At 64.3% G+C, this 13,990-nt stretch carries 12 protein-coding genes; 5 read left to right on the top strand and 7 right to left on the bottom strand.

The genetic code is table 11. The annotated features are described in order from the left end of the window. The 5 genes from priA to FVW27_RS15570 form a co-directional block, all read left to right on the top strand. Positions 1–1,753, top strand: a 1,753-nt coding sequence (gene priA, locus FVW27_RS15550; RefSeq protein ID WP_167126826.1) for a replication restart helicase PriA, incomplete at its 5' end; no start/stop codon positions are given. Between the two features lie 33 nt (positions 1,754–1,786). Continuing rightward, positions 1,787–1,954, top strand: a complete 168-nt coding sequence (locus FVW27_RS15555; RefSeq protein WP_167126829.1) for a hypothetical protein — start codon at positions 1,787–1,789, stop codon at positions 1,952–1,954. A gap of 195 nt (positions 1,955–2,149) precedes the next feature. Continuing rightward, positions 2,150–2,542 (top strand): response regulator, encoded by a 393-nt coding sequence (locus FVW27_RS15560; protein WP_167126832.1) that lies wholly within the window; start codon positions 2,150–2,152, stop codon positions 2,540–2,542. Beyond that, entirely contained in the window at positions 2,539–4,326 is a 1,788-nt protein-coding gene (locus tag FVW27_RS15565) for a response regulator (protein ID WP_167126835.1), read from the top strand. The genes FVW27_RS15560 and FVW27_RS15565 overlap by 4 nt, the downstream gene beginning before the upstream one ends. A gap of 507 nt (positions 4,327–4,833) precedes the next feature. Next, on the top strand, positions 4,834–6,120 hold the full coding sequence (locus tag FVW27_RS15570) for an OmpP1/FadL family transporter (RefSeq protein ID WP_167126838.1): 1,287 nt from the start codon (positions 4,834–4,836) through the stop codon (positions 6,118–6,120). A gap of 540 nt (positions 6,121–6,660) precedes the next feature. Here the strand turns inward: FVW27_RS15570 and dsrP are convergent. From dsrP to FVW27_RS15605, 7 genes are all read right to left on the bottom strand, one after another. Next, on the bottom strand, positions 6,661–7,824 hold the full coding sequence (gene dsrP / locus FVW27_RS15575; RefSeq protein WP_167126841.1) for a sulfate reduction electron transfer complex DsrMKJOP subunit DsrP: 1,164 nt from the start codon (positions 7,822–7,824) through the stop codon (positions 6,661–6,663). 11 nt (positions 7,825–7,835) lie between these two features. Then, complete coding sequence (gene dsrO, locus FVW27_RS15580) at positions 7,836–8,615, bottom strand: sulfate reduction electron transfer complex DsrMKJOP subunit DsrO (RefSeq protein ID WP_167126844.1); 780 nt, start codon at positions 8,613–8,615, stop codon at positions 7,836–7,838. Then, complete coding sequence (dsrJ, locus tag FVW27_RS15585; RefSeq protein WP_035063930.1) at positions 8,615–8,995, bottom strand: sulfate reduction electron transfer complex DsrMKJOP subunit DsrJ; 381 nt, start codon at positions 8,993–8,995, stop codon at positions 8,615–8,617. Before dsrJ ends, dsrO begins: the two co-directional genes overlap by 1 nt. 2 nt (positions 8,996–8,997) lie before the next feature. Next, on the bottom strand, positions 8,998–10,608 hold the full coding sequence (dsrK, locus tag FVW27_RS15590) for a sulfate reduction electron transfer complex DsrMKJOP subunit DsrK (protein ID WP_012611238.1): 1,611 nt from the start codon (positions 10,606–10,608) through the stop codon (positions 8,998–9,000). Between the two features lie 9 nt (positions 10,609–10,617). Beyond that, positions 10,618–11,625: a sulfate reduction electron transfer complex DsrMKJOP subunit DsrM gene (dsrM, locus tag FVW27_RS15595; RefSeq protein WP_167126847.1), complete on the bottom strand. Its 1,008-nt coding sequence runs from the start codon at positions 11,623–11,625 to the stop codon at positions 10,618–10,620. Positions 11,626–11,640: 15 nt separating this feature from the next. Next, positions 11,641–12,186 carry an RsbRD N-terminal domain-containing protein gene (locus FVW27_RS15600; RefSeq protein ID WP_167126849.1) on the bottom strand — a complete coding sequence of 182 codons (546 nt, stop codon included), beginning with the start codon at positions 12,184–12,186 and terminating at the stop codon, positions 11,641–11,643. Positions 12,187–12,614: 428 nt separating this feature from the next. Continuing rightward, on the bottom strand, positions 12,615–13,658 hold the full coding sequence (locus FVW27_RS15605; protein WP_167126852.1) for a single stranded DNA-binding domain-containing protein: 1,044 nt from the start codon (positions 13,656–13,658) through the stop codon (positions 12,615–12,617). Positions 13,659–13,990: the final 332 nt, after the last annotated feature.

Raw genomic sequence — 13,990 nt, forward strand, 5'->3', positions numbered from 1 at the left:
GGCCACGGCGCTGGAGGGGCTGCTGAAGCGCGGGCTTGTGGCGGTGACCCGGCGGGACGACGGCGAATGCGCCTGCGACGAGGCCGCCGAGGGCGAAGGCCCGGCCTGCCTGTACGGCCCGCCGGATGCTTCGTTTGAACTGAACGCGAACCAGCGTACGGCCCTGGACGACTTTCTGGCCGCGCTGGACGGTCCGCGCGCGGAACACCGCCTGTTGTACGGCGTGACCGGCAGCGGCAAGACGGCGGTGTACCTGGACCTTGCACGCGAATGCCTGGCGCGGGGTCGTTCGGTGATGCTGCTGGCGCCGGAGGTGGCCCTGGCCTGCAAGCTGCGCCGCGACGTGAACGAACGCCTGCCCGGCGCGCCGCTGTTCTTTTTCCACGGCTACCAGGGACCGGCCCAGCGCGAACGCACCTTTCGTGCGCTGGCGGCCCGGCGCGAACCGTGTCTGGTGGTGGGCACCCGCTCGGCCCTGTTCCTGCCCGCGCCCGATCTGGGCGTGGTGGTGCTGGACGAGGAGCACGACACCTCGTTCAAGCAGGACGAGGGGCTGGCCTATCAGGCCAAGGAAGTGGCCTGGTTCCGGGTGGGGCAGGGCGCCGGGCTGCTGGTGCTGGGTTCCGCCACGCCGGACGTGAAGACCTTCCACGCCATGCACGAAGGCCGCCTGCCCATGGCGACCCTGCCCGAGCGGGCTGGTGGCGGCACCCTGCCCGACGTGGAACTGGTGGACATCAAGGACCTTGCCTCCACCGATTCGGTGCTGGCTGCCCGGAGCGGCGCGGCCCTGCGCGAAACGGTGGAGCGCGGCGAGCAGGCGGTTATCCTGCTGAACCGGCGCGGCTACGCCCCGCTGATGTACTGCCTGGACTGCGGCACGGTGGCCCGCTGCCCGCACTGCGACATCGGCCTTACCTACCACAAGGGGCGCGAACGGCTGGTGTGCCACTACTGCGGCCATTCCGTGCCGTATCCGGCCACCTGCCCCAATTGCAAGTGCATGCACTATCTGCCCATGGGCGAGGGCACGGAAAAGCTGGAGGAAACCCTGGCGGCACACCTGCCCGCCGGGGGCAAGGTGCTGCGGCTGGACCGCGACTCGACCAGAAGGCCGGGCCGGATGGAGGAAATCCTGGCGGCCTTTGCCCGGCGCGAGGCGCAGGTGCTGGTTGGCACCCAGATGCTGTCCAAGGGGCACCACTTTCCGGATGTAACCTTGGCCGTGGTGGCAGACGGCGACCTTGGCCTGAATCTGCCCGATTACAGGGCGGCGGAGCGCACCTTCCAGTTGCTGGTGCAGTCCGCAGGGCGTGCCGGGCGCGGCGAAAAGCCGGGCCGCGTATTCATCCAGACCCGCGACCCTTCCCATTACTGCTGGAATTTCGTGCGCACGGCGGATTACGAGGGCTTTTACGCCCACGAGATTGCCATCCGCCAGCGGCGCAGGTACCCTCCGTTCGTGCGACTGGCGCTGGTGCGCATCAGCTATCCCATGGATTTCACGGGCGGGGCAGAGGAACTGGCCCGCTTTGCCACTGCGGTGCGCGCCCAGGGGCGCGAGCGCGGCGTGCAGGTGCTGGGGCCAGCCCCTTCACCGCTGCCGCTGCTGCGCGGGCGCAAGCGTTTTCAGTGCCTGCTGAAGGCCGACGACTGGCCGAGCATCCGTTCGCTGTTCGGGGCGGCGGGCGCCACGCCGGGCATCGGTCATCTGCGCATTTCTTTGGATCTTGACCCCGTCAACATGCTGTAGCCCGCGCCAGCGCGCGGCACCAAGGATACCTTCATGATCATCGTCGTCCGCAAGTGCAGCGACTGTCCCTTCTGCAGCCAGGGCGAACCCGCCCGCTGCAACCTTTCCACCCCCAAGCACCGCCCGCTGGACCCCGCGCAGGACCGCCCCACGTGGTGCCCGTTGCGGCGGGAGCAGGCCATCGTGCGCGAAGCCTCTTAGCCGTCTGACGCGGAGGATTCTGGCGCGCCTGCGTGCAACGCCCCTATGCGCGCGCGGGCAGGCACGCATTCGGGCGTTGCACGCAGTGCCGCGTCTGGCATATGATGTATCCGGCGATCGTTCTTCAAACAGCGGTCGCCTGTTCCAAGAAGAGGCGCACCGGGCGGGGGAAGCATAGGGCAGTACGGGGTAGTTATGAACAATGCCGACATCCTCATTCTTGTGGTGGATGACGAAGAGATGGTGCGCGAAAACCTCGAGGCGTACTTCGAGGATGAGGGATTCCGGGTGGTTACGGCAGGCAGTGGCGAGGACGCGCTGGACATGCTGGAACGCCATCGACCGGACGTGGGCATCATCGACATGCGCCTGCCGGGAATGAGCGGCAACGATTTCATCATTCGCGCACATCAGGTGCTGCCCACATTGCGCTATCTCATCCATACCGGCTCGACCAACTACAAGCTGCCCTCGGAACTCATCGCCATCGGCGTGCAACGTGACGACGTGTACATCAAGCCGTTGCAGAACATGGACGATCTGGTGCAGGGCATTTTCCGCCGTCTTTCCGGGCCGGTGCGGGCATGAGCCCCACCGGCGGCCTCCCCCCCTCCGCCGGCTCATCCGGTCCGGCCTCCCCATCCGATACCCCCACCGTGGTCGTCATCGATGACGACACGATGGTGCGACGCAGCATTACTGCCTATCTCGAAGACCTTGGCTACGACGTGCACGAAGGCACCGATGGCCGCTCCGGCCTTGCACTGGTGCGCACGGTGCAGCCGGATGCCGTGCTGGTCGATCTGCGCATGCCCGGTCTTGACGGCCTGGACGTGCTGCGCGAGCTGGCGGCCGAGCGTCCGGACATGCCCACCATCGTGGTGTCCGGCACCGGGGTCATGCAGGACGCCATCGAGGCGGTGCGCCGGGGTGCCTGGGATTTCATCCTCAAGCCCATCATGGACCTGGAGGTGTTGGGCCACCGGGTGCGTTTGGCCATTGAGCAGGGAAGGCTGCGCGCGGAAAACCGCCGCTACCACGAGAACCTGGCCGCAGAGGTGGCCGTGCGCACCCGCGAGTTGGAACAGGCCAGAGTGGAGGCGGAATCGGCCAACCGCGCCAAGACCCAGTTCCTCGCCAACATCAGCCATGAACTGCGCACCCCTCTCAACGGCATCATCGGGCTGACCGAGTTGCTGCTGGCCGCCGGACCCGCTGGCGAGCAGGAGGAGTGCCTGGGCATGGTGCGCCAGGCCGGGCTGGACTTGCTGGCCATCGTCAACAACCTGCTGGACATGTCCAGCATAGAGGCCGGGCGCATCGCCCTCAACGAGGCACCGTTCAATCTGCGCGAGACCGTGAACGATCTGGTCCGCGTGCTGGACGTGCAGGCCCGCTGGAAGAACCTGACCCTTGCCTGCGATGTGTCTCCCGACGTGCCAGACCGGCTGATGGGCGACGCCGCGCGATTGCGCCAGGTGCTGACCAACCTGGTCATCAACGGCATCAAGTATACCGAGGTGGGGGGCGTCTCGCTGTCGGTGTCGCTGGACGGCGCTCCTTCCCAGATGCCCGGAGTTGGGCGGGAAGCGCAGGAGGCTCACTCGGGGAGCACGGTGGAGTTGCGTGTCACCGTTGAGGATACCGGGGTGGGGATTGCCGCGGAGAAGTGGGAACGCATCTTCGAGCCGTTTACCCTGGCCGAGAATTTTCTGACCAAGAAGTACGGCGGCGCCGGGCTTGGCCTTGCCATCTCGCGTGAGATAGCGCGGATGATGGGCGGCGATATCACGGTACGCAGCAAGGAAGGGGCGGGCAGCACCTTTGTGCTGACCATGCGCTTTACCCTGGGCGAACCCACTGTCCCGCGCCCTCGCGACGCCAGCCTGCCGGTGATCCGGGGCGTGAACCGGCGGCTGCGCATCATGGTGGCCGAAGACGACGTGATCAACCGCAAGCTGGCGGTGTATTTCTTCGAACGCATGGGGCACGACGTGATCACCGTGTCCAGCGGCATAGAGGTGCTGGCCGGGCTGGAACACGAAGCCTGCGATCTCTTGCTGATGGACATCCAGATGCCCGAAATGGACGGCCTGGAAACGATACGCGCGTTGCGCGGCCGCAAGGGCATGCCGTCGCGGGTGCCGGTCATTGCCATGACGGCCCATGCCATGGCCGGGGACCGGGAGCGCTTTCTGGCGGAGGGCATGGACGGCTACGTCTCCAAGCCCGTGGATTTCGGTTGTCTGGTTACCGAGATAGAGACCGTGCTGGATGCGCGGGGTTTGCTGGACGAGCCCTTGGCCGATCTGCGGAACGGAGCGCGGGGCGGGCAGAAGAACGGGGAAGACCGCCACGTCGAGTCCGAATAGCGAATGAGATGGACGCCGCACGCATGGCGCGCGGCTCGCATGGCGCCGGGAACAGACCAAAGGTCGGTTCCCGGCGCCCCGTTGCGTTGTGCCCGGGGGCACCGATGGGCGTTTCAGGCCAGCGACAGCTGCGTTGTGCTCGGCATTGCACACTCCGTGATCTGCTTGTGGCTGGGGTGGCCGCGGCGGGGGCTGAGGTGTTCGCTAGCGTCATTGCTGCTTGCGGGAGCGTTGCTTTTTCCGTGTTTCCGAGGTGTTTCCGAATGGTTGCAAATCGTTGACGAATCGGATAGCTAGATCCGATTGTGCTTAAGGGGTGCCGTGCCCCGGTACGTGCGTTCGGCCACAAGCCGAGAGGGAACGCGCGGGGGAGCGGCAATCGTCATTCTGCCTGAAAAAGTCGGAACGTTCCGTGTGTTCTCCCTTGGACGCCAAGCCGCGCCGGGGGACTCTCTTCGCGCGTGCGCATCGTTCGGCGGCAGGCATACAAAACTCTAGGGGAGATCCATGAAGCGACTGAAATCGTTGGCTGTGTCGTGCCTGCTGGTCTGCACCGCCCTGGCGGGCACCGCGCAGGCCGAGGGTTTTGCCCTGTACGAATGGGGCGCGCGCGGCAACGCGCTGGGCGGCACCATGGTGGCCCGCAAGCCCGATGCATCCGCCGTGGCCTACAACCCGGCCCTGATGACCCAGCTGGAAGGCACCCAGGTGATGGCCGGGTTCAGCGCCATCGTTCCTAACGCCAAGGTGGACGTGAACTACGGCGGCAACACCTATACCGGTGAAGGCGCCCACAACGTGTGGACACCTCCGCACGGCTACATGACCACCCAGCTTAAGGATAACCTGTGGCTGGGCATGGGCATCTACACGCGCTTCGGTTTGGGCACCGAATATGACGATCCCAACTGGGCGGGCCGCTACAACATCTACGACGCAGAAATCCAGACGGTCTCCTACAACCCCAATATTGCCTTCAAGATCACCGACAAGCTGTCCGCCGCAGTGGGCGTCGAGTTCATGACCCTCGATCTGAAGATGAACAAGAAGATCGACGGTACCAACATGAACAACAACCCGTCCGATCCCGTATCCGGTGACATCGATTCCGAGCTCAAGGCCGACAGCTACGGCTGGGGCATCACCGGTGGCCTGCACTACCAGTTCGACGAGCAGTGGGCCGCAGGCATCAGCTACAAGAGCCAGGTCAAGCAGAATGCCGATGGCACCAACTCCTTCACTCCCGGCTCGGCTGTGGTCAACCCGCTGATTCTTGGTGCCTACCGCGACTGCAACGTACATGGCGCGGTGACCCTGCCGGACATGATTTCCTTTGGCGTGTCCTACAATCCCATTCCCGAACTTGGAATCGAAGTGGGTGCCACTCTCACCCGATGGTCGTTGTATGACAACCTGGGCATCTACCATGACGCACCCTTTGCTGGCACCGGCCGTCTCGTGAATTCCGAAAAGGAATGGAACGACGCCTGGCGTTACAGCATCGGCGTGGAATACGCCGCCACGCCTTGGATGGATCTGCGCGCGGGCTTCATCTACGACGAATCTCCCGCCGATGCGGACCACATCGACTACCTGATCCCCACCAGCGACCGCCAGTTGTACAGCACCGGCGTGGGCTTCCACTGGGACAGCTATACCGTGGACCTTTCCTACACCTACATCGTCGCCACCGACGCCGAGTACGACAACCATGCCACCAACGGCATCTACGACGGCAACTCGCACGATGGCCGTACCCACGTGGTTGGCCTTTCGGTAGGTTACAAATTCTAATCGTTTCATGCAGCAACTGTCATGGGGCCGCACCTTCGGGGGCGGCCCTTTTGCGTTGGAGGGGGTAAGGTGCCCCGGCGCGCGCAGGATTGGCGATGGCAACGTCCCCTGCCGGTGTGTGCGGGCGACCCGGATCGAAGCCGCAGCGGCGGGACACGGCTCGACGCAGGCGTTTGAGGGGGCGGGTAGGGAGGGGCCAGGCCCCCATGACATATGCCGTGTTCGACCGCCGAAGTCCTGTGTGAGGCAGTGCCATGTTGGGCCTGTGCCCCCTTGGCCTGTCAAGGATCCCCGTGGCGGCGGGCTGGCCTGGCTGGCGCCACGGGCCGTGGCATGGCTGAGTGCGCGCGGGCATCGTTGCGCTGTCAGGCGTTGCACCGGATGGCGGCGGGGCTGGCAAGCACTGCCGCCAAACGACGCAGCCGGGGAGGGTATGGGGGGCGCGGCAGTCCCGCGCGGTGGAGCTGCGTCCGAACATGCAGAAGGGCCCGTGCCGATACGGCACGGGCCCTTTGCGATCGGGTCAGGTAAAGGCAGCGGCTAGAAGGTGCCCGCTTCCTTCTTCACGTCGAGGGCGATCTTCCACAGCACGGAAAGCACCATCAGGCCGATGGCGTATACGCCCACGGTGACAAGGATTTCCGGGAAGGTGGGGGTGTAGATGGTCACCGTCTCGAAGGGGTTGGGGGTAAAACCGCCGATCAGCAGGCCCAGGCCCTTGTCGATCCAGCTGGCGATGACCAGAATGCCCAGCGCCCACGGCAGCACGCGCTCGTTGTCGCGGAACTGCGGGGGAATGAGCAGACACAGCGACAGGATGGCCAGCACGGCCGCCGTCCACATCCAGCCCACCACCCACGAGGCGTGGCCATCGTGGCCCACGAACAGGAAGGTGAGCGGGTGCTGGTGGCCCGGCATGCCGCTGTAGAAGGCCGTGAACACTTCCAGCAGGAAGAAGAACACGTTGATGGCCATGGCGTAGGTGATGATCTTGGTCAGGGTCTGGATGGCTTCGCGGCCCGGATCGAACCCGGTCAGGCGGCGCAGCGCGATGACCAGCAGCAGCAGGATTGCCGGACCGGAAGCGAAGGCCGAGGACAGGAAGCGGGCGGCCATGATGGCCGTCAGCCAGTAGTGGCGGCCGGGCAGGCCCGCATACAGGAAGGCGGTGACGGTGTGGATGGAGAACGCCCACACCACCGACAGGTAGATGAAGAACTTGATCCACTTGGGCGGTTCAACATCGTGGCGCTCGGCTTCCAGGGTGACCCAGCCGACCAGCGCGTTGATGAACAGGTACCCCATCAGCACCATCATGTCGTAGAACATGATGGAATTCGGCGTGGGGTGCAGGATGACGTTCAGCATGCGCTGCGGCTGCCCCATGTCGGTGACGATGAAGAGCATGCACATCAGCACGGCCGAGATCGCCATGAACTCGCCGAGGATGATCATCTTCTTGAACTTCTTGTAGTGATGGAAGTAGGCGGGCAGCACCAGCATGACGGCAGAGGCCGCCACGCCGACGAAGTAGGTGAACTGCGAGATGTACAGCCCCCACGAAACGTCGCGGCTCATGCCGGTGATGGTCAGCCCGTATTTCAGCTGGAAGATGTACGCGAAGACGCCCAGGCTCGCGATGCCGCCGAGGAACAGCAGCCAGATGTAGAACGCCGGGGAGCCTTTCAGAACCTTCTCGATCATGGCTTCTCCTCCTACACGATGTAGTAGACGCCGGGCTGGGTCCCGATGGAGGGCTTGCGGCGAATGCTGAAGTTCTCGGCAAGGGCCTTGCGAACCGGCGAATTCGGGTCGTCGAGGTCGCCGAACAGGATGGCCCCGTTCGAGGCTTCGACGCAGGCGGGCAGCAGGCCCACTTCAAGCCGTTCGGAGCAGAAGGTGCACTTTTCCACCACGCCGCGCATGCGGGTGGGGAAGGCGGGGTTCACGTCCTTCAGGTAGGGGCGCGGATCGCCGAAGTTGAAGCTGCGCGCGCCGTACGGACACCCGGCCATGCAGAAGCGGCAGCCGATGCAGCGGTGGTAGTCCATCACCACGATGCCGTCGGCGCGCTTGAAGGTGGCCTTGGTGGGGCACACGCGCACGCAGGGCGGGTTTTCGCAGTGGTTGCACAGCAGCAGGTAGTCCTTTTCGCGCACGGCGGGGGACAGGTGCTGGCTCATGTCGTCGGTAAAGACGTGGTCATACTTGTCGGTCCATATCCACTTGATTTCCTGCTTGGTGGGAATCGAGGGGACGTTGTGGATCGAATGGCAGGCGTGGATGATACGCTCGAAATCCTCGCGCGATTCCAGCTTGCGGGTGTCGATGACCATGGCCCAGCGCTTGGCGGCAAGATGCTTGCCACCCACGTCGTACTTGGCGCCCTCCATGTCCTTGGCGTCTGCGGTGGCCGCGTCCAGCGCGGTCGAGGTGCCAAGGCCGAAGGCGGCAAGCCCGGCGATCTTCAGGAATTGTCTTCTGGTGGTGCTCATTACTGGTTCCCCCTCGGCGCCACATGGCAATCCCAGCAGTAGGGGTTCACGCTGTTGGAGTTGTGGCACTTGTCGCAGAAATCGGCCTTGTTGGTATGACATTTCATGCAGGTGTTCTGCAGGCTGATGTCCCAGACCTTGCCGTTGGAGGCGACATAGGCGCGCTTGCCTTCGCGCAGGGCCTGGTCGCGCCACACGTCGAGAATGTGCATGTGCTCGGCGCGCATGTATTCGGCCGGTTCTATGCATTCCTTCTGGCCTGCGGGCAGGGCCAACTGCGGGCGCTCGTACTTGGGCGTCAGCAGGTTGGACCAGAAGGGAAAGGTGAACAGCCCGACGAAGATCACGATGCCGGGGATGATGTATTTGCCGTTATACATGGTTATTCATCCTCCATACCGGGCAGTTCTTCCTGCCGCAGGTCCATGGTGCGCTTCTGTTCGCCGCGCATCACGAGGGCGTTGGCCACCAGCTCGTGGGTACCGTAGACCGTGACGCCGGGGGCCCAGTAGTTGGCCAGCGGGGGCAGGGTGGCCCGGTCGATGGCGCAGATGCAGGCCATGGTGTTCACGCCGTGCTTCTGCTGCACGTACCGCAGGGCATTGCCGCGGGGCAGGCCGCCGCGCATGCGGATTTCCATGATTTCGTCGGTGTTCAGGCCGGAACCGCCGCCGCAGCAGAAGGTCTGCTCGCGGATGGTGTTCTCGGGCATGTCCACGTAGTTGTTGCACACGTTCTGGAGCACGTAGCGGGGTTCGTCCAGCAGGCCCATGCCGCGCGCCGGGTTGCACGAGTCGTGGAAGGTCACGGTCAGGTGGTCGTTGCGGCTGGGGTCGAGGCGCAGTTTGTTGTGCTTGATGAGGTCGGCCGTGAACTCGGCGATGTGCACCATCTTGGTGGACGCCGCGTTCTTGAACACCGTGCCGGTGATGGGCGACCTCGGCACTTCCATCTTGGGCGGGGTGGGGCCGTTGAAGGTGTCCATGTACTGGTGCACCACGCGCCACATGTGGCCGCATTCGCCGCCCAGGATCCACTTGGAGCCAAGGCGCTCGGCTTCGGCGTACATCTTGGCGTTCAGCTTCTTCGCCATGTCGAAGGTGGTGAACGAGCCGAAGTTGCCGCCTTCCGAGGCGTAGGTGGACAGGGTGTAGTCCAGCCCGATTTCGTGGAACAGCATCAGGTAGCCCATGAACGTGTAGATGCCGGGGTCGGCGAACACGTCACCCGAGGGCGTGATGAACACGATCTCGTGGCCCTTTTCGTTGAAGGGCGGGTTGATCTTGATGCCGGTCACCGTCTCGATGTCCTCGCAGAGGAACTCGACGATTTCCTTGAAGGCGTGCGGCTGGATGCCCAGGTGGTTGCCGGTGCGGTTGCAGTTGAACACCGGTTCCATGATCCAGTGGATGCCAAGGCCCAGCTCGTGCAGCAGCTCACGCGCAATGGCGGTGATTTCCGCGGTGTCGATGCCGTAGGGGCAGAACAGCGAGCAGCGGCGGCATTCGGTGCACTGGTAGAAGTAGTAGAACCACTCCTTGATGACATCCTTGTCCAGCTTGCGGGCGCCTGCCAGCTTGCCCAGCAGCTTGCCCGCCGTGGTGAAGTCGCGGCGGTACACCGAGCGCAGCAGCTCGGCGCGCAGCACGGGCATGTTCTTGGGGTCGCCCGTGCCGATGAAGAAGTGACACTTGTCGGCGCAGGCGCCGCAGCGCACGCAGATGTCCATGAACACCTTGAGCGAGCGGTGCTTGGCCAGGCGCGACTTGAGGCCTTCGTAGATGATCTCTTCCCAGTTTTCCGGCAGGTTCCAGTCTTCCTGGTCGGCCGACCATTCGTGCGGGTTCGGCATGCCGAGCGCCTTCATGTTGTCGACCTTGGCCGGATAGCACCACGTGCCGGGCTTGAAGTCCGGCTTGGTGTCCATCCACCCTTCCATGGGGAAGGCGGGGATGGTCGCGATCAGCTTGTCGGGAGTTGGCAGTTTGGACATGTCGGCTCCTTACTCGGCGGCAGCGGCTTCTTCAGAGGTTTTGTCGACAGGCAGCCCCGCTTCTTCCATCAGTTCCCGGAACTCGTCTTCGTATTCCGCGTAGGTGCGGTACTTCTTGGGCGGATTCCAGGGGTTCACGTGGCGCACCGCGCGCGTGTTGTTGGGCAGGTTGCGCGTGGGGCTGAGGAAGACGCCGCCCATGTGCATCAGCTTGCTGAACGGGAAGTACGCAAGCAGGCACGAGAGCAGGAAGATGTGGATGAAGAACGCCGCGCCGATGCCTTCGGGCAGCACGGGGTTCATGGTCACGAGGCCCATGGTCAGTACCTTGACCGCCGCGATGTCCACCTTGGCGAAGTAGCGCATCCAGATGCCGCTGCCCACGAGGCCCAGCAGCAGGAACAGCGGGAAGTAGTCGTTGGCCAGCGAGATGTAGCGCACCTTTTCGCTGAACAGGCGGCGGGCCAGCAGGAAGCCGAGCGCCGCCACGACCAGCACATCGGACATGAACATGCGGGGCACGCCGATCTGCATGATGCCGTCAACGAACTCGATGGCCGTCAGGGCGAAGGGCACCGGCTCGAGGAAGAACCGGAAGTGCCGAATGAAGATCAACAGGAAACAGTAGTGGAACAGCAGCGCGAAAAGCCACAGCCACTTGGCCGAATAGTAGACCACGCGGGGGCCTTTCTGGATTTCGACCGAAGTGTTCCGGAAAAGCGACCGGAACAGCAGCACTTCGAGAAGCATGCGCCCCACGGTGCCAGCGGTGGTGAAGGGGCTGTCGAGCCGGGCAGGTTTGATCCAGTCCAGCGACTTCTGCTGGCCGCCCGTGGTCGGGATGCGGAAGGGCACGGGAGATTTGGCCCAATCTACCATCCGCCAGACGAAACCGCCGATGAACACGAGCACCGCGGCATACGGCAACACCACCCCGATAAGATACTGGAAGCCTGAGGCAGCTCCCAGCCAGGCGATGCAACCCAGCGCAATGACCGCTAAAAGTGAAATGAACATTCCGTTACCTCGCTGCTAGGCTATCGGTTTCTGCGTGTCCGGTTCCCCTACCGGCTTGTCCAATATACGTTCAGCCCTGCGCAGGAGCTGTGCGTATCCACGTTTGAAGTCGTCTACTTTCATCATGTGCAGGCGTTCTCGGCAGGCGGCGTATTTGCCGAAAGCCATGAGCGCCACGGTATCGATGCGCGATTCCACCTCCAACTGCTCGTCGTGCAGGCCGTGTTGAACGATGGCGGCCCGCAGCATCTTGCGGAGCACCGTCTTCAGCACGAACAGCACGCCCACGGCCTGTTCGGGGGAGAAATTCTGAATGGCCCGGATGCGGATGACATCCTCTATGGCCTCGGAAAGGCGGGCCTCGTCCACATCGTCGCCAGCAATGGCGTCGAAGATGACCACGGCGGATGCCGCGGTGGTGTGGCCCACGGGATTGGAGAACTGGTCCCTGCTGCTGCGCAGGAAACCTACGGTGTCAAACGGATAGGTGCCATACATGGCATCTATCCATTTGTGGATGATGGCGTCTTTGTGCTCGGCGAGCAGGTCCCTGATGGTCATGTGAACTCTTTGCCGTTGCGGTTAGCGGGCGCGCCTCTTGCGGCGCACCCCCCTATACGGCGTTTTTTCCGCTTTGTCCAAGCGAAAAGGGGGGATGCGTCGCCTCCCCGGACAAACCCCGCGCACGACGTGCGCGAGTGCGATGTCTGAAAAAATGATTTTTTTCACATAGTCTGAAACACCCGAAAGGTCAACAAATCTTGCAGGTTCTGATTGGTTGACCAACTTGCCAGCGATGGCCTGAGGCAAGGGGCGTCGGCGCCCTGTAGCGACTGCCGTACGACGGGCTGTCGGAGGGGCGCGACCATGGAAAAGCCCGGGCGTGAACCGACCGGGCTTTGGGCGAACTGAACCTCATGGAGGGGAGGAACGCATGCTCCGAAGGGATGCGCGCGGGGCAGCGCAGGACGTATGGCCCCGCGTGGCGTCTAGTTGCAGGTGGCGTTGTTGGCAGGGGTCTGCCCGCAGCCTGCAAAGTCGTTGGTCAGAAACGGCAGTGTGGTGTCCTGACCTGCGGGCATTGGGGTAGGCTTGCCTGCCTGGCCCTGTACCGGAGAGGACGGACCCTGCTGCGGGACCGCAGGGCGCGGGGCCTGCGAAGAGGGCGCGCCCGTGTTCGGCGCGCCGCCATCCCCTGCGTGGCCGAAGGGCAGGCGGGGCATGCCCGCCATCAGCATCACCGGCAGCCGGTCCGCGCCGGTGGAAAGCACGCGGGCCTTGTTGCGCAACAGTTTCCAGCGCAGCCGGGCCTGATCGAACAAGGACATCGTGGGCGCGGCAGGTGTATCCACCGCCTTGCGCAGGGCAACCGCCACGGACGCTCCCTGTTCGACGGCGCGGCGCATCTGTTCGATGGCCAGGATGTCGTCGTCGTTTTCAGCCACCGGGCGATAGGCCACGGTGTCCGGTGCCGCACCGGCAAGGGCGGCGATGGCCTGGCGGCAGGCCGGGCACGACGGCGAGAAATACAGGGTGACGGGCGCGTTTTCCGGTCCCTGAAGATTCCAGGCGCCGACGCGCTCGGTGGCCAGGGCCGCGCCGTTGGCAAAGAACAGGCCGCCCCACACCAGAAGCAGGATGGAAATGCGTTGTTGCCTGTCGCGGCGCGGTTCGCCGGGGATGGCCACGAAGGCCCCGGCGATGAGTGCGGCCACCACCAGGCAGGCTGCACAGGGGGCGGTGAGGGCCATCAGCGCCAGCAGTGCCGTGTCGGCGGCCAGCATCAGCCATACGAACCCGCGCGCGGCGCCCTGCTTGCCGAAGATGCAGAACAGGGCTAGGAGCGAGAACGCACCCGTGCCATACCACCACAGGGGCAGGCCCCAGATGGTCAGGTTGCGGTACAGCGAGCAGCCGGTGCTGACGCACAGCGACTCGGACGGGGCAATGGCGGCCCAGGCGCAGAAAGCCGCGCCCAGCGCGGCGAGCAGAAAGCCGCCCCAGATGGAGGCGGAACGGTTTGACGCGAGCATGTCTCGAATCTCCAGTGCGGGTCTTGCGTAAAGGCCAGCCCGAGGCGACGCGATACTATGCGCTAAACAGGCACAGGTAAAGCCCCGTACACATGAGCCCCACGAACCCCTTGAAAGATATGTTGCGCCGGTTTGCCGGAATCCGATCCGGATGGCCGGAAGCAGTGCCCGATACCGCGAATGACGCCGGACCCGATGCCGGGATCGACGCAGGGAATGACGCCGGTGATCTCGGCACCTTCCCCTCGCCCGGTGATGTCGGCTGGCCGCCCCGCCATGACGTGCGCACCAGCCCCCGCGCGCGGCGGGTGCGCCTGCGCATCGTGCCCCGG

The organism is Nitratidesulfovibrio liaohensis (assembly GCF_011682075.1).
GTDB lineage: Bacteria > Desulfobacterota > Desulfovibrionia > Desulfovibrionales > Desulfovibrionaceae > Cupidesulfovibrio > Cupidesulfovibrio liaohensis.

Bases quoted from the DNA above. Each gene is read 5' to 3' on its own strand.
- FVW27_RS15560 (WP_167126832.1), top strand. From the start codon at position 2,150: ATGAACAATGCCGACATCCTCATTCTTGTGGTGGATGACGAAGAGATG.
- dsrO (WP_167126844.1), bottom strand. From the start codon at position 8,615: ATGAGCACCACCAGAAGACAATTCCTGAAGATCGCCGGGCTTGCCGCC.
- dsrP (WP_167126841.1), bottom strand. From the start codon at position 7,824: ATGATCGAGAAGGTTCTGAAAGGCTCCCCGGCGTTCTACATCTGGCTG.
- FVW27_RS15565 (WP_167126835.1), top strand. From the start codon at position 2,539: ATGAGCCCCACCGGCGGCCTCCCCCCCTCCGCCGGCTCATCCGGTCCG.
- dsrM (WP_167126847.1), bottom strand. From the start codon at position 11,625: ATGTTCATTTCACTTTTAGCGGTCATTGCGCTGGGTTGCATCGCCTGG.
- dsrJ (WP_035063930.1), bottom strand. From the start codon at position 8,995: ATGTATAACGGCAAATACATCATCCCCGGCATCGTGATCTTCGTCGGG.
- FVW27_RS15605 (WP_167126852.1), bottom strand. From the start codon at position 13,658: ATGCTCGCGTCAAACCGTTCCGCCTCCATCTGGGGCGGCTTTCTGCTC.
- dsrK (WP_012611238.1), bottom strand. From the start codon at position 10,608: ATGTCCAAACTGCCAACTCCCGACAAGCTGATCGCGACCATCCCCGCC.
- FVW27_RS15570 (WP_167126838.1), top strand. From the start codon at position 4,834: ATGAAGCGACTGAAATCGTTGGCTGTGTCGTGCCTGCTGGTCTGCACC.
- FVW27_RS15555 (WP_167126829.1), top strand. From the start codon at position 1,787: ATGATCATCGTCGTCCGCAAGTGCAGCGACTGTCCCTTCTGCAGCCAG.
- FVW27_RS15600 (WP_167126849.1), bottom strand. From the start codon at position 12,186: ATGACCATCAGGGACCTGCTCGCCGAGCACAAAGACGCCATCATCCAC.